Here is a 13,236-nt window from a genome sequence, read left to right as displayed (position 1 = left end):
GAATTTGGCGCTACGGGCCGCGCCGGCGCCTGAAGTTGAGGCGCCGAGAGCTGCTCATCGAACCTCAAAGGTGAGGGCGCGGTTTTCCGCCTGATCCGCTTCGCCGGGGAATGCGACGAGGCGGCGCCCGCCGACGCCCTGGCCCTCGATATAACCCGTCGCCGCCTCCGCGCGCCTCTGCGCCAGCGCATCATTGGGCGCTTTCGCGCCCGAACCACGAACGTGGCCCCTGACCTCGATCGTCGCGTTTTCCGGGCACCGGCGAATGATCGTCGCCGCCTTTTCGAGCGCGCGCGTCGCCGACGGGGTGAGTTGCGCGCTGCCTTTGCGAAAGACCAGTACGCCGGGCGTCGAAGAGGCTGCGAGGGCCGTCTGGCAATCGGCGAGCGTCATGCCGGCCGATACTGCCGTGACTGGCGCGCTCGGCGCTTGCGCGTGGACGGGCGATATGGTCGCGCGGGCGGTTGGCGTTTCGTCGGCAGGCGGGGACGGCGCAGCTGGCATGTCCGCCCCCGCGCTTTTTGTCGGCGCGGCAAAGCGGCGACCCTGTTCGCCGTCGGATTGGCCGATCACGACCGCGCCGACCCAGAGGAGTGATGCGGCGACCAGCCCTACGGCCCAGCCCTCATGCGCCCAGATCGACCGGCGCCGCGCCAAGGCGCCGAGCGCGGCGCCAATCATCAAGACGGCATAGGCCGCGAGCGCGCCCTCGACCAAGGGCGCGGCGGCGTCGAGCGCGCCGAGGCGGACGAGAAGGAGGCCGACGCCGAAAGCGAGCGCGGTCCACACCAGCCAGCGGGCGACGAGGCCGTTTTCGGGCGCGCGCCCGGTCAATGCCCCGGCGGCGGCCCCGATGGCGAAACAGGCGAGAAGCCACGGCCAGAGGCGAGAGAATTCAACAAGCACGCGCCGACCCTATCGGGCTGGAGGCGTCTCTCCAAGAGCTAAACGCGCATCGGCATCAAGACATAGAGCGCCGTGGCCCCGTCGCGGTCCTGCACCAGCGTCGGCGAGCCGGGGTCGGCGAGCTTGAAGAGCGCCGTATCGCTGTCGAGCTGCTGGGTGATGTCCAACAGGTAGCGGGCGTTGAAGCCGATATCGAGCGGCGGCCCGTCATAATCGGCTTCGAGCTCCTCGACCGCCGAGCCCTGGTCGGGATTGGTGACGGATAGAACGAGCTTGCTCTCGGAGAGCGAGAGTTTGACGGCGCGGCCGCGCTCGGAGGATATCGTCGAGACGCGATCGACCGCCTTGGCGAAGACGTCGCGCTCGACGGTGAGCCGCTTGTCGTTGCCGGCGGGAATGACGCGCCCGTAATCTGGAAATGTGCCGTCGATCAGTTTCGTCGTCAGCAGCGCGTCGCCGAAGGTGAAGCGCATCTTGTTGATCGAAAGCTCGACCGAAACCTCGCCCTGCGCGTCCTCGATGAGACGCATCACTTCGGTGACGGCCTTGCGCGGCAGGATGATTCCCGGCATGCCGGCGCTGCCTTCAGGGGCGGGAAGCTCCAGCCGCGCCAGACGATGGCCGTCGGTGGCGACGGCTCGGAGCATGGGCCGGCCTTCGACGTCGAGCGTGTGGAGATAGATGCCGTTGAGATAATAGCGCGTCTCTTCGGAAGAGATGGCGAATTGCGTCTTTTCGATCAGCCGCTTGAGGTCAGCGGGCGGGAGCGTGAACTTGTGGCTGAAGTCGCCTGAGGTGACGTCAGGAAAATCGCTCTCGGGAAGGCTGGAGAGATTGAATCGCGAGCGTCCGGAGCGCAGCGTCAGCTGCCCGGCGTCGCCGGTCGCCTCCAAAGAGACTTGCGCGCCCTCCGGCAGTTTACGCACGATGTCGTAAAGCGTATGCGCCGGCAGCGTCGTCGCGCCGGGTTGGGAGACCTCCGCCGCGGTCTTCTCGGTAATTTCCAGGTCGAGATCGGTGGCCTTGAGCGTCAGCGCGCCGTCCTTGGCGGACAGCAGCACGTTCGCCAGGATCGGAATGGTCGTGCGTCGCTCCACCACGCGGTGAACATGGCCGAGCGCCCGCAACAGCGCCGCTCTCTCGATGGTGACCTTCATCGCCGGAAAATCCGCATATGATTGCGGCGCGGCAGGCCGCCGCGCCGGGGGCCAAGACTTTGGCGCGGCAGCGCTGGAAGCGCAAGGGCGCGGCGGATTAACCGAGTCGGCGATTGTGCATAAGTGTCGGCCCCTCAGCTCAGCCAAGCTTCCGGGTCGACAGCTATCCGGCTGAGGTAGATAATTACTAGACAATAAGCAGCGGCCTTCGATCGTATGCGTGCTGTGGGCCGAGCTCCAGAAACGACGCTGCCGTGCCGGGGGCGGTGAGGGACGCCCGATCTCCGTCGATCAGCCTATCTCGGGGCATGGTGTGCGGTTGACCTGCTGCACTGTTCTTAAAACCGCGTACGGGTTTCCCAGAGCGTCGAGAGCAGCATGGGCGTGATAACCCATCCCCCCGATGACTGATTCGCTTTGCCGCGATCAGACCACCAGAACTTTTCGCGCACGCCTCTAGCGGCAGAAAAGCAGAAAAACCGTTATTTCAACTCCTGATGCTTAAGAACACACGCATCGAAAAAAGCAAGACCAATATCGCGCACCAAAACCAAGCTTTCCTCGACATAGGACGCTTTTAGTGAAAGCTTTTCACCTATTTGCCCGTTATCCATTGTATTAGCGATGTAGCTTGAATCAATTACAGCTCGTTTATGCACAATAAGATGACGTCGTTGTGAGACAAGCCATAACTCTGTATTTTTTAATGACGTCTCAATCTCATCATTATTTAATAATGAACGAACAGCGTCTCGTATCTTTCCAATTGAATCAAATTTCATAGCATTACAAACTATATCCCCCATCATTTTCGATAAATCGAAGTTGTTTTCTTGTAATGCGTCAAGCATGAAATTCCTCCCTATCAGCGCATCTTTATTTGTTCGACTTGTAACAAAACAAGATACTATAGACGGATGTTCATTCAGCATAAATCTAATCGAATCATTCACTAGCGTTTCAAAAGCACCCCAAGTCATAACAATAACCTGATTTAGAAGCTCACTTGCTGAGCTATCAAATTCAGGTTCATTTATATGTTTATCCAACAAATCAAGCGTTCGGCATGCATGCCACATTATCACGCTACCGTCTTTGAGCTCTTCCGACATCCTTAGACGTGCCGTCTCATGTGCTGGGCTTTCGGTTCCACTTTTATCTTCAGACACTTTTAGGGCTCGAATCCTCTCTGCTGAATGAAGTTGCGCGAATCTCTGGTCAAGAATTGACGCGTGAGCCAAGCGATATGGAATACTCCCCACCTGGATTGCTGAATTTAGATTGCTCTTGAATGATAAAAGCGTTTGAGCAATTGGAGATGAAATCAGGCTACGCTGTTCAAATGGCTCGAAAAAGAGAGGGGGTTCGCCAAATATAAAGCGATCACGAGAAGCATATCGCTTTTCCTTCAATTCTTCGACGTGCCGCAGGAATTCTTCGCTTTCAATCATATTGATAACCTCGAAATCGTACTCCTGCGAGATCGCGCAATGCCTCTTCACGCTGATGGCGGGTGAGATTGGGCGGTCTCACCCCCTGTGAGCTTCCCGCGCCTTGGCGCGGCTGTTCGAGGCGTAAGCGCCGGTTTCGACCGCCTCATTTCGGCTCTCTTGTTGCTGCGAGGGGGATCGTCATAATTTGCATGGAGTATCCTTCTACCTTCATTGTTGGTTGCCTAATATTCCAAACTATCTGCTGAAGGGTCCCCCCGCCCCTTAACCGGCCCTTAAACGGCCTTCGTTACGCTTCATCAGGCACTTCGGCCCGTGCGGCGGCGACAGGCGAGTATCCGATGGCGCGCAGCGACAAGCGTCGCGAACCGCGGTTCGACGACGACGATGACGGCGAATTGCGCGCCGAGCGCCGTCCGCCGCCCCGCCCGCGCGCGCGCAAAAAAACGCGGCGCTCGCGCTCGCTCTTTGGCGCGCTGATCTATTGGAGCTTCACGCTGGCGCTCTGGGGAGCCATCGCCGGGGGCGGCCTCGCCGTCTATTACGGCGCGCGACTGCCGCCGATCGACCAGCTCGCGGTGCCCAAGCGCCCGCCCAATATCGCCATCCTCGACGCAAACGGCGAGCTTCTGGCCAACCGCGGCGACACCGGCGGCGCGGCGGTCCGGCTCGCGGACCTCCCGCCCTATGTCCCCAAAGCCTTCATCGCCATCGAGGATCGCCGCTTCTATTCGCATTGGGGCGTCGATCCGATCGGCATCGGCCGCGCCATCGTCCGCAACGTCACGGGACGCGGCGGCATGCAGGGCGGCTCGACCCTGACGCAGCAGCTCGCCAAAAACCTGTTCCTGACCCAGGAGCGAACCCTCTCGCGCAAGATCCAGGAGGCGATCCTCGCGCTTTGGCTCGAGCATAAATATTCCAAGGACCAGATCCTCGAACTCTATCTCAACCGTGTCTATTTCGGCTCCGGCGCCTATGGCGTCGAAGCCGCGGCGGAGCGCTACTTCGGCCATGGCGCGAAGACCATCACTTTGTCTGAAGCCGCCGTCCTCGCCGGGCTGATGAAGGCGCCGAGCAAGCTTGCGCCGGATCGCAATCCGGAGGGCGCGGCCGAGCGCGCGGCGCAGGTGATCGCCGCCATGGCGCAGGAAGGCCATATCAGCGAGTCGAAGGCGACGACGGCGCTGTCGCATTCTGCACGCGCGCGGAGCGACATCGGCGCGGGGGCGATCAATTACGCGGCCGATTATGTCATGGACATGCTCGACGACACGATCGGCGCGATTGACCAGGACATCGTTGTCACGACGACGATCGATGCGCGCATGGAGATGGCCGCGGAAGGCGCGCTCAAGCAGGAGCTCGACGAGAAAGGCGCAAAATTCGGCGTCGCCCAGGGCGCGATCGTCGCCCTCGATCCCACCGGCGCAATTCGCGCGCTCGTCGGCGGACGCGACTATTCGGCCAGCCAGTTCAACCGCGCGGTCTCGGCGAAACGCCAGCCCGGCTCCGCCTTCAAACCCTTTGTTTATCTGACCGGGCTCGAACAGGGACTTACCCCAGAGTCGGTGCGCGAGGACGGTCCGCTCGACGTCAAAGGCTGGCGGCCCGAAAACTACAGCCGTCAATATCTCGGACCCGTCACCCTCACCAAGGCGCTGTCGCTGTCGCTCAACACCGTCGCCGTGCGCGTGGGCCTCGAAGTCGGCCCCAAAGCCGTGGCGAAGACCGCGCATCGCCTCGGCGTCCAGTCCGACCTGCAGGCGAACGCCTCGATCGCGCTCGGCACGTCCGAGGTCACGCCGCTCGAACTCGTCGCCGCCTATACGCCTTTCGCCAATGGCGGGATCGGCGTCCAACCGCATGTCATTCTCAAGGTGAAGACCGCCGCCGGCAAGACTCTCTATCAGCGCAAGAATGCGTCGCTCGGCCGCGTCATCGCGCCGCAATATGTGGCGATGATGAACGACATGATGCGCGAGACGCTGCTTACCGGCACCGCCCGCAAGGCCGAGCTTCCGGGATGGAACGCCGCCGGCAAAACGGGCACGAGCCAGGATTTCCGCGACGCCTGGTTCGTCGGCTACACCGGCCGGCTGATCGCGGGCGTCTGGCTCGGCAATGACGACAATTCGCCGACGAAAAAGGCTTCCGGCGGCAATCTGCCGGTCGAAATCTGGAGCCGCTTCATGAGCGTCGCCTTGAAGGGGCAGCCGGTCGCCGGCCTGCCCTCGGGCGCCTGGCGGTCGGAGACGATTGCGCTCCCTGAGGAGATCGCCAAGCCGATGGATGACCTCATCGGCTTATTCACCGGGGAGTCGAGGCCCGCGGCCCGCCCGCAAGCCGCGCGCACGGCGCCGGCGCCGCGACCGCCGGCGCATATCCCCGCCGACTCGCCAGACCAGCCGCCCGTAGCGGCGGCGTCGCCCGCGCCGCGGGACGCGCCGCCCAGGTCGCCGCCGCCGCGCGCGATCGACGATCTTCTGCCGCCCGAAGACATCCCGACGGTCGGCTCGATCGAACAGCCGCGGCAAACACGCGGCGCACCAGAAAGAAGCGTGTTCGAGCAGCTCTTTGGCGGGGGCTAAGAGAGCAGACGCCTAGCCGCGTCAGCAATCTCGCCGTCTTACTCCGCCGGAGCGCGCACCGGGGCCGAAGGCGGCCGCGCGGCGAAAAATTTCGTGGCGGCGACGATGACGACGAGCGTCGCGAGATACACCGCGACCTGCATCGCGGAAGGCTGGTCGGCGTAGCCGATCAGCGTGTGCAGCACCCGGCCGACGATGCTCTTATCCGACAACATCCATGACGTGTCCCAGGCGGTGTCGGAGAGCGCCGTCACGAAGCCGGCCTGCTGCAGAAAAGCCACGCATTGCGCCGCAAGGCCGGCGGCGAGCAGCGTGATGAGCCATGTCGTTACGGCGAACAGGCGGCGCGGAGGGATCGCGACGAGGCCATAGAATGTCGCGACGCTCGTCACGGCGCCAAGCGCCAGTCCGGCCAGTCCCCCGGCGAAGACGTCCCAGCCGGATTCGCCCGAGGCGAGAATGCCGTAGAGAAACAGCGCCACCTCGGCGCCCTCGCGCAGCACGGCGAGGCCGACGACGGCGGTCAGCGCGTAGAGCGTCTCGTCGCCGCGCGCCACCGCACGCCCGACGTCGGAAAGGTTCTGCGCCAGCTCGCGCCCGTGCTGCGCCATCCAGATGTTGTGCCAGACGAGCATGACGACCGCGATCGCGAGGATCGAGGCGTTAAAGAGCTCCTGGCCGCTGCCAGCGAAGGCTTGCGAGAGTCGATCGGCGAAGGCGGCGACGATAATCGCGCCCAGCGCGCCGATTCCAACGCCGGCGGCGACGAAGCCGCGCGACCCGGCGACGCCGCGCGTCACGGCGAGGACGATGCCAATGATGAGGCCGGCCTCGATGGCCTCGCGAAAGACGATGATGAGCGCGCCGAGCATGGCTATTCCGCGATGACCTCGCCCTTGGCGGCGTCCTCGTGGAACTCGCCGACGAATTTGTAGCGGCCGGCTTTCAGCGGCCGAAGCGTGAAGGTCGCCTCGCTGTTGCCGGGGATCACCTTCTCGATCCGCAGGCTCTTGCTTTCAAACTCTTCGGGCGTGGCGTCGAGATTCTTCACCGTCAGCGTCGCCGGCTGATTGGCTGGAACGCGAAGTTCTGCCGGTTCGAAGCGGTGATCCTTGATCGTGAGCGTGAAGGCGTTCTCAGCCGCAGCGGCGGCGGACATGCCCAAGACCGAGGCCACGAGGACCCCCACAAAATGGTCGCGCTTCAAAAACCGCATCTCCCGAGTTCGCTGAGCGCCGACGGTCCCGCCGCGTCCACACCGAAAGTAAGAAGGCCAAAACATGAGGTCAATCAATCTAGTCTGGATCGCTTCCAAGCTGATGTCGCATGGGCGCGCGCCTCACCCTGGATAGCCATGCCGCGACTTCGAGGCGCGCAGCAGCGACAGCGCGCGGCCGTCCTGGCCGCTGGAGCAGGCCGACGCCGCCTCGCCGATCTCGTTCGAGATCTGGGCATGGACGCTCCTGTTGACGTGACCCATCGCGAGATCATTGTCGATGACGGAGCGATAGCGCGCCACGGCGCCGGCGCAGCCCGGGGCGTCCGGCGCAGGCGCTTCGCCCATCCGCGCCGGCGGCGGGCCCGCTGGTCCCGGAGGAACGATCTGCGGTTGGCGCGCCGCGTTGCAGCCGGCGAGGCCGGCCGCGGCGCATGCGGCCAAGAAAAGCAAACCTGCGCGCATCCGTTTCTCCAATGCTTGGCTGAAGTTTGGCTTCTCATAACGGCGAGCGCCCTTCGGGGGCAAATTTGTCCTCTTCGCTTGCCGGCGCCGCCAAACCGCGTCAGCATCGCAAAGCGCCCTGACGCTCTTTTGTCCGCAGTTGCTTAAGCTTCTCAAGTTGCTGGAGGAAAAAATGATTCGCAACATTATCTTGCTCGACGGCACATGGAATACGCCGCGCGATTTCACCAGCATCTGCAAGAAGTCCTGGGATGAGAAAGTCGCCGAAAGGCTCATCCCTCCGAAAGGCGCGGACGGCGTCGAACAGAATGTCCGCTACTTTTCCGGCGTCGGCGCCGAAGGATTCAAAATCGTCGGCGGCGCCGCCGGCCTCGGCCTGCGGACCATCGTGCAGGACGCCTACAATTGGGTCGTCGACAATTATCGCGACGATCAGGAGCTGTATATCTACGGGTTTTCGCGCGGCGCCTATGCGGCTCGCGCCTTGGCCGGTCTGATCGGCGACTGCGGCATCCGAAAGACCAGAGACAAAAGCATCTTCGGCATCGCTCGCGCCAACAGGAGCGCGAAAAAGGCCTCCCAGTCGGGCGCGCCGCCGAGCGGTCCCGACGTTCAGGCGAACAATCGCATCAAGCTGCTCGGCGTTTTCGACACCGTCGGCTCATATGGCGTGCCCGCCGGGTTCAGCGGGCTTGCGCCGCTCGGCCGCTACGTCACGCTGGCGGTGTTCGGCGGCTTTGAGGACACGCAGCTCGGTCCGCATGTCGACCACGCGCTGCACGCGATTGGCGTCGACGAGCGCCGCCGTCCTTTTACGCCGACTTTCTGGACGGTGAAGAAGGGAGATCCGCTTCCCTCGAACATCGAGCAGAACTGGTTTCCGGGCGTCCACTGCAACGTCGGCGGCGGCTATCCGGAATCGGGCCTTTCGGACATCGCATTGATCTGGATGATAGCGCGCACCCAGGCGCTCACCGGACTCTCCTTCGACGAAGCGGCGATCAAGCGCGCGCTGAAACCGAACATCGACGGAAACATCCCCGATTCCGCCGAGAAATATCCGATCGACAGGAATTTTCCGCGCAGCCGCGAGTTGTTTCCCGCCGGCGCCCCGGCCAATAGTCTTCTCAGCTCCAGCGGCGATCCCGCCGAGGAACAGGTCAATGAGAAGGTCCATTGGAGCGTGCTGGCCAAGCTTGGCCGTAGTTGCAACATCTATGGCGCCAATAGTCGCTACGATCCTCCAAACCTGAAAGAAGCGATGGCGCGCCTCGGCTCGAACCTCGCGGGGAGAGTGGCGTCCATCACCGAAGAGGAGGCGCGATTGCTGCCGCCCGAACTCGTCGAGCTGGCGAAGGCCAGCGCCGCCCGCCAGCCCGCCGACGCGGCGCCGTGAGCAGCGGGACGACCCGACGTCGGTGGCCCGGGGCTCCCGCGTTTTTCGCTTGGCGGCGCGGCGCTAAGGGGCTATAAGCCGCTTGAATTCGTGGCGCGCGGCCGGCAGGTCCCGCGCCGCGATCGTTTTACGGCGCGAGTCATTTGTGACGTGAGTCATAGGGGTGGATCGCGCGTCCCCGCACAGCCCGGTAGCCGAATGGTCAATCCGTTTCAATTCCTGCAGGAAGTCCGCGCCGAGGCGGGCAAGGTCACCTGGCCTTCGCGGCGCGAGACCCTCATCACGACCGGCCTCGTCATCCTGATGGTGCTATTCGCAAGCCTTTTTTTCGTCGTCGTCGATTCGGCGCTGCGTTTCGGCGTCGGGCTGATGCTGGGCGTCGGTCGATAGACAATTGGAGCTAGTCGCGCCGCTATGAGCATGCGCTGGTACATCGTTCACGCCTATTCGAACTTCGAAAAGAAGGTCGCCGAGGCGATCCGCGAGGGCGCGGGGCAGCGCGGGCTCGCCGACCAATTCGAAGAGATTCTGGTCCCGACCGAACAGGTCATGGAAGTGCGACGCGGACGCAAGGTCTCCGCCGAGCGCAAATTCTTCCCCGGCTATGTGCTGGTGAAATGCGAACTCACCGATCAGGTGTTCTCGCTCATCAAGAATACGCCGAAGGTCACCGGGTTTCTTGGCGCGGACAACAAGCCGATGCCGATCAGCGAGGAAGAGGCCCTGCGCATCAAGGGCCAGGTCGCCGATGGCGTCGAGCGGCCGAAGCCGACGATCATGTTCGAGGTGGGCGAGACGGTGCGCGTCGCCGACGGGCCTTTCGCCTCTTTCAACGGCCTCGTCGAGGAGATCGACGAGGCGCGTTCGCGCCTCAAGGTCGCCGTGTCGATCTTCGGCCGGCCGACGCCGGTGGAGCTGGAGTTCGCCCAGGTCGAGAAGGTTTAAGCCGCCTGCTGCCGGAAGAGGCGCGTTCTCCCCTTGACGGGGAGGGGGCTTGCGCAGCAAGCCGGGTGGGGTGCAAAGCATCCCCCACCCGATCGCCTGCGGCGACCGATCTCCCCCGAGGGGGAGGTAGGCGCCCGGGTCAACTGGGTTCGTCCCGCGCTTTTGCAAAATCATGATATGAGGGATTGCCGCCCGGTGTTCGGCGGCGATGGGAGCCGCGATGAGCGACGAGCCCGAAAATTTCACGCTGGCGCTGCTGCGCAAGATCGACGCGAAGGTGGACGGCCTTCGCGAAGAGATGTCGACAAAGAGCGACGTCGCTGACGTTCGCTCCGAGGTCCATTCGCTGCGCGCCGATGTCGCCTCCGACCTGATGAACCTCGAAGAGCGCATCGATGAGCGCCTTAAGGCGCAGGAAAAGCGCCTGAGCGACCAGATTTCAGGTCTGCGCCGCTCGGTGATGGAATATCACTCCTCGCAAATCGGGCATGGCGTGCTGTTGACCGAATTCGAGGAGCGCCTGCGCCGCCTCGAAGAACATGTAGGACTCACGCCCGAGGGGCATTGAGGCTCGCGTCAGCAGCAATCAGTTGCTTTTCCCGATCTCGTCAGTATAAGTCGCAAGCCCTCTTCCGGAGGGCTTTTTTCGTTCCTTCCAAAGGAAGCGAAAACCATACGTGGCGGGTCTGCCCTGACGCCATCGGGGAGCCTCAGACCGGACCACGAACTGCAACCGGCGCCGACGCGTGAAAAATCGCGGCGGGCGCCAAACGTTGGAGAAACCAATGGCGAAGAAAATCTCCGGCTATATCAAACTGCAAGTGCCGGCCGGCGCGGCCAATCCGTCGCCGCCGATCGGTCCCGCGCTTGGCCAGCGCGGCCTCAACATCATGGAGTTCTGCAAGGCGTTCAACGCCAAGACGGGACAGATCGAGAAGGGGACGCCGATCCCCGTCGTCATCACCGCCTATCAGGACCGCTCCTTCACCTTCGAGATGAGGCAGCCGCCGGTCAGCTTCTTCCTCAAGAAGGCGGTGGGCCTCAAGATCGGCAAGAAGCCGGCCTCCGGCTCCAAACTGCCGGGCCGCAACGTCGTCGGAACGATCACACAGGCGCAGATCCGCGACATCGCGGAAAAGAAGATCGTCGATCTTAACTGCGCCTCGATCGAATCCGCGATGTCGATGATCGCCGGCTCCGCCCGCGCGATGGGCCTTGAGGTGGTGGAGTAAGACCATGGCGCATGTCGGAAAACGTATTGCCAAGTCCCGCGAGGGCATCGAACGCACGAAGCTCTATCCCCTCAACGACGCCGTGAAGCTGGTGCGCGAGCGCGCCAAGGCGAAATTCGACGAATCCGTCGAAATCGCCATGAATCTCGGCGTCGATCCCAAACACGCCGACCAGATGGTGCGCGGCGTCGTCAATCTGCCGAACGGCACCGGCCGCGTTCTGCGCGTCGCCGTCTTCGCCCGCGGCGCCAAGGCCGATGAAGCCAAGGCGGCGGGCGCCGACGTCATCGGCGCCGAGGATCTGGTGACGGCGGTGCAGGGCGGAACGATCGACTTCGACCGCTGCATCGCGACGCCGGACATGATGCCGCTCGTCGGCCGGCTCGGCAAGGTGCTCGGCCCGCGCGGGCTGATGCCGAACCCGAAGGTCGGCACGGTGACGATGGACGTCGCCGGCGCGGTGAAGGCCAGTAAGGGCGGCGCGGTCGAGTTTCGCGTCGAGAAGGCCGGCATCGTGCAGGGCACGATCGGCAAGGCCTCGTTCGACGACGGCAAGCTCGTCGAGAACATCAAGGCCTTCGTCGACGCCGTGGCCAAGGCGAAGCCGCAGGGCGCAAAGGGCACCTATATTCAGCGCATTGCGCTCAGCTCCACGCAGGGGCCGGGCGTGAAGGTCGACGTGTCGAGCCTGGGCGCCGCCCCGCACTGAGCGAATTAACTTCGACATCAAAAGCCGGCGGGAAACCGCCGGCTTTTTGTTTTTGGTTCATCCAACGTAAAGGCTTGCCGCGCCAAAACAGACGGGCGAGAACGCGACGCGGCCCCCTGTCGCAGGGGCCTTCTCCGCCTTGTGCGGCTGAGCTTTTGTCAATAGGTTCCGCGCGGGCGACGACGGGCGGCGGCTCCGGTTTTTCGCTTATTCAAAGGCGCGCGCGCCGTTTTCGCTTGTTTCGGGATTTGCGCTTCATGTCCGTGCTGATCGACAAGAACACCAAAGTCATCACCCAAGGCTTCACCGGCAAGACCGCCACCTTCCACTCCGTCCAGGCCCTTGACTACGGGACCAAAATGGTCGGCGGCGTGTCGCCCGGCAAAGGCGGCTCGATCCATCTCGATCTTCCGGTCTTCGACACGGTGCTCGAGGCGCGCGAAAAGACCGGCGCCGACGCCTCCGTGGTCTATGTGCCCCCGCCCGGCGCCGCTGACGCGATCTGCGAGGCGATCGAGGCGGAGATCCCGCTGATCGTCTGCATCACCGAGGGCGTGCCGGTTCAGGACATGATCCGCGTCAAGCGCGCGCTCTGCGGCTCCAAGTCCCGCCTCATCGGCCCGAACTGCCCAGGCGTCGTCACCGCCGGCGAGAGCAAGATCGGCATCATGCCGGGCAATATTTTCTCGCGCGGCTCGGTCGGCGTCGTGTCGCGATCCGGGACGCTCACCTATGAGGCGGTGTTCCAGACGACGCGCGAAGGCCTCGGTCAGACGACGGCCGTCGGCATCGGCGGCGATCCCGTCAAAGGCACGGATTTTATCGAAGTGCTGGAGTTGTTTCTCGCGGACGAGGCGACTAAGTCCATCATCATGATCGGCGAGATCGGCGGGGCGGCGGAGGAAGACGCGGCCCAATTCTTGAAAGACGAGGCGAAGCGCGGCCGCAAGAAGCCGATCGTCGGGTTCATCGCGGGCCGCACCGCGCCTCCCGGCCGCCGTATGGGCCACGCGGGCGCGATCGTCTCGGGCGGCAAAGGCGACGCCGAAAGTAAAATCGCAGCCATGGAGTCGGCGGGCATCAAAGTGTCGCCCTCGCCTGCGAGGCTGGGAAAGACCTTGGTCGAAGCGCTGAAGGGCTAGCGCTGGCCCGCTCATCGCTTCGAAAG

General features: G+C 63.5%; 14 protein-coding genes. 8 read left to right on the top strand and 6 right to left on the bottom strand.

What is annotated here, in order from left to right; translation table 11 throughout:
- Positions 1 to 54 precede the first annotated feature (54 nt).
- The 3 genes from IYY11_RS23455 to IYY11_RS08400 form a co-directional block, all read right to left on the bottom strand.
- Positions 55 to 906, bottom strand: a complete 852-nt coding sequence (locus tag IYY11_RS23455) for an OmpA family protein (RefSeq protein WP_196403451.1) — start codon at positions 904 to 906, stop codon at positions 55 to 57.
- Positions 907 to 944: 38 nt separating this feature from the next.
- Complete coding sequence (gene dnaN, locus IYY11_RS08405) at positions 945 to 2,063, bottom strand: DNA polymerase III subunit beta (protein WP_196403450.1); 1,119 nt, start codon at positions 2,061 to 2,063, stop codon at positions 945 to 947.
- A 482-nt stretch (positions 2,064 to 2,545) separates the two neighbouring features.
- Positions 2,546 to 3,514 carry a hypothetical protein gene (locus tag IYY11_RS08400; RefSeq protein WP_196403449.1) on the bottom strand — a complete coding sequence of 323 codons (969 nt, stop codon included), beginning with the start codon at positions 3,512 to 3,514 and terminating at the stop codon, positions 2,546 to 2,548.
- Between the two features lie 341 nt (positions 3,515 to 3,855).
- Here IYY11_RS08400 and IYY11_RS08395 point away from each other — a divergent pair, with 341 nt between their 5' ends.
- Complete coding sequence (locus IYY11_RS08395) at positions 3,856 to 6,105, top strand: transglycosylase domain-containing protein (protein WP_196403448.1); 2,250 nt, start codon at positions 3,856 to 3,858, stop codon at positions 6,103 to 6,105.
- Between the two features lie 38 nt (positions 6,106 to 6,143).
- Here the strand turns inward: IYY11_RS08395 and IYY11_RS08390 are convergent, their stop codons facing one another.
- From IYY11_RS08390 to IYY11_RS08380, 3 genes are all read right to left on the bottom strand, one after another.
- A complete protein-coding gene (locus tag IYY11_RS08390) occupies positions 6,144 to 6,977 on the bottom strand; it encodes an FTR1 family protein (RefSeq protein ID WP_196403447.1) in 834 nt (277 codons plus the stop codon).
- A 2-nt stretch (positions 6,978 to 6,979) separates the two neighbouring features.
- Positions 6,980 to 7,282: a cupredoxin domain-containing protein gene (locus IYY11_RS08385; RefSeq protein WP_312029714.1), complete on the bottom strand. Its 303-nt coding sequence runs from the start codon at positions 7,280 to 7,282 to the stop codon at positions 6,980 to 6,982.
- A gap of 162 nt (positions 7,283 to 7,444) precedes the next feature.
- Positions 7,445 to 7,786, bottom strand: coding sequence for a hypothetical protein (locus tag IYY11_RS08380; RefSeq protein WP_196403445.1), 342 nt, complete (start codon positions 7,784 to 7,786; stop codon positions 7,445 to 7,447).
- Positions 7,787 to 7,958: 172 nt separating this feature from the next.
- Between IYY11_RS08380 and IYY11_RS08375 the strand changes: the two genes are divergently transcribed.
- The 7 genes from IYY11_RS08375 (at position 7,959) to sucD (ending at position 13,210) form a co-directional block, all read left to right on the top strand.
- A complete protein-coding gene (locus IYY11_RS08375) occupies positions 7,959 to 9,182 on the top strand; it encodes a DUF2235 domain-containing protein (protein WP_196403444.1) in 1,224 nt (407 codons plus the stop codon).
- Positions 9,183 to 9,380: 198 nt separating this feature from the next.
- Positions 9,381 to 9,572 carry a preprotein translocase subunit SecE gene (gene secE / locus IYY11_RS08370; protein WP_018406587.1) on the top strand — a complete coding sequence of 64 codons (192 nt, stop codon included), beginning with the start codon at positions 9,381 to 9,383 and terminating at the stop codon, positions 9,570 to 9,572.
- Between the two features lie 24 nt (positions 9,573 to 9,596).
- Entirely contained in the window at positions 9,597 to 10,127 is a 531-nt protein-coding gene (gene nusG, locus IYY11_RS08365) for a transcription termination/antitermination protein NusG (protein ID WP_029649124.1), read from the top strand.
- Between the two features lie 220 nt (positions 10,128 to 10,347).
- Positions 10,348 to 10,695 (top strand): hypothetical protein, encoded by a 348-nt coding sequence (locus tag IYY11_RS08360; RefSeq protein WP_246719772.1) that lies wholly within the window; start codon positions 10,348 to 10,350, stop codon positions 10,693 to 10,695.
- A 217-nt stretch (positions 10,696 to 10,912) separates the two neighbouring features.
- Positions 10,913 to 11,359 carry a 50S ribosomal protein L11 gene (rplK, locus tag IYY11_RS08355; RefSeq protein WP_196403442.1) on the top strand — a complete coding sequence of 149 codons (447 nt, stop codon included), beginning with the start codon at positions 10,913 to 10,915 and terminating at the stop codon, positions 11,357 to 11,359.
- Positions 11,360 to 11,363: 4 nt separating this feature from the next.
- Entirely contained in the window at positions 11,364 to 12,068 is a 705-nt protein-coding gene (gene rplA / locus IYY11_RS08350; protein WP_196403441.1) for a 50S ribosomal protein L1, read from the top strand.
- A 257-nt stretch (positions 12,069 to 12,325) separates the two neighbouring features.
- Positions 12,326 to 13,210 (top strand): succinate--CoA ligase subunit alpha, encoded by an 885-nt coding sequence (gene sucD, locus IYY11_RS08345; protein ID WP_196403440.1) that lies wholly within the window; start codon positions 12,326 to 12,328, stop codon positions 13,208 to 13,210.
- Positions 13,211 to 13,236: the final 26 nt, after the last annotated feature.

Source organism: Methylocystis sp. H62 (assembly GCF_015709515.1).
Lineage (GTDB): Bacteria > Pseudomonadota > Alphaproteobacteria > Rhizobiales > Beijerinckiaceae > Methylocystis.
This window is presented reverse-complemented; position numbering and strand designations above follow the sequence as displayed.

What these genes read in the sequence shown, in the direction of transcription:
- sucD (WP_196403440.1), top strand. Translation starts at nt 12,326, where the DNA reads ATGTCCGTGCTGATCGACAAGAACACCAAAGTCATCACCCAAGGCTTC.
- IYY11_RS08375 (WP_196403444.1), top strand. Translation starts at nt 7,959, where the DNA reads ATGATTCGCAACATTATCTTGCTCGACGGCACATGGAATACGCCGCGC.
- IYY11_RS08390 (WP_196403447.1), bottom strand. Translation starts at nt 6,977, where the DNA reads ATGCTCGGCGCGCTCATCATCGTCTTTCGCGAGGCCATCGAGGCCGGC.
- secE (WP_018406587.1), top strand. Translation starts at nt 9,381, where the DNA reads ATGGTCAATCCGTTTCAATTCCTGCAGGAAGTCCGCGCCGAGGCGGGC.
- IYY11_RS08360 (WP_246719772.1), top strand. Translation starts at nt 10,348, where the DNA reads ATGAGCGACGAGCCCGAAAATTTCACGCTGGCGCTGCTGCGCAAGATC.
- IYY11_RS08380 (WP_196403445.1), bottom strand. Translation starts at nt 7,786, where the DNA reads ATGCGCGCAGGTTTGCTTTTCTTGGCCGCATGCGCCGCGGCCGGCCTC.
- nusG (WP_029649124.1), top strand. Translation starts at nt 9,597, where the DNA reads ATGAGCATGCGCTGGTACATCGTTCACGCCTATTCGAACTTCGAAAAG.
- rplK (WP_196403442.1), top strand. Translation starts at nt 10,913, where the DNA reads ATGGCGAAGAAAATCTCCGGCTATATCAAACTGCAAGTGCCGGCCGGC.
- IYY11_RS08395 (WP_196403448.1), top strand. Translation starts at nt 3,856, where the DNA reads ATGGCGCGCAGCGACAAGCGTCGCGAACCGCGGTTCGACGACGACGAT.
- dnaN (WP_196403450.1), bottom strand. Translation starts at nt 2,063, where the DNA reads ATGAAGGTCACCATCGAGAGAGCGGCGCTGTTGCGGGCGCTCGGCCAT.
- rplA (WP_196403441.1), top strand. Translation starts at nt 11,364, where the DNA reads ATGGCGCATGTCGGAAAACGTATTGCCAAGTCCCGCGAGGGCATCGAA.
- IYY11_RS08400 (WP_196403449.1), bottom strand. Translation starts at nt 3,514, where the DNA reads ATGATTGAAAGCGAAGAATTCCTGCGGCACGTCGAAGAATTGAAGGAA.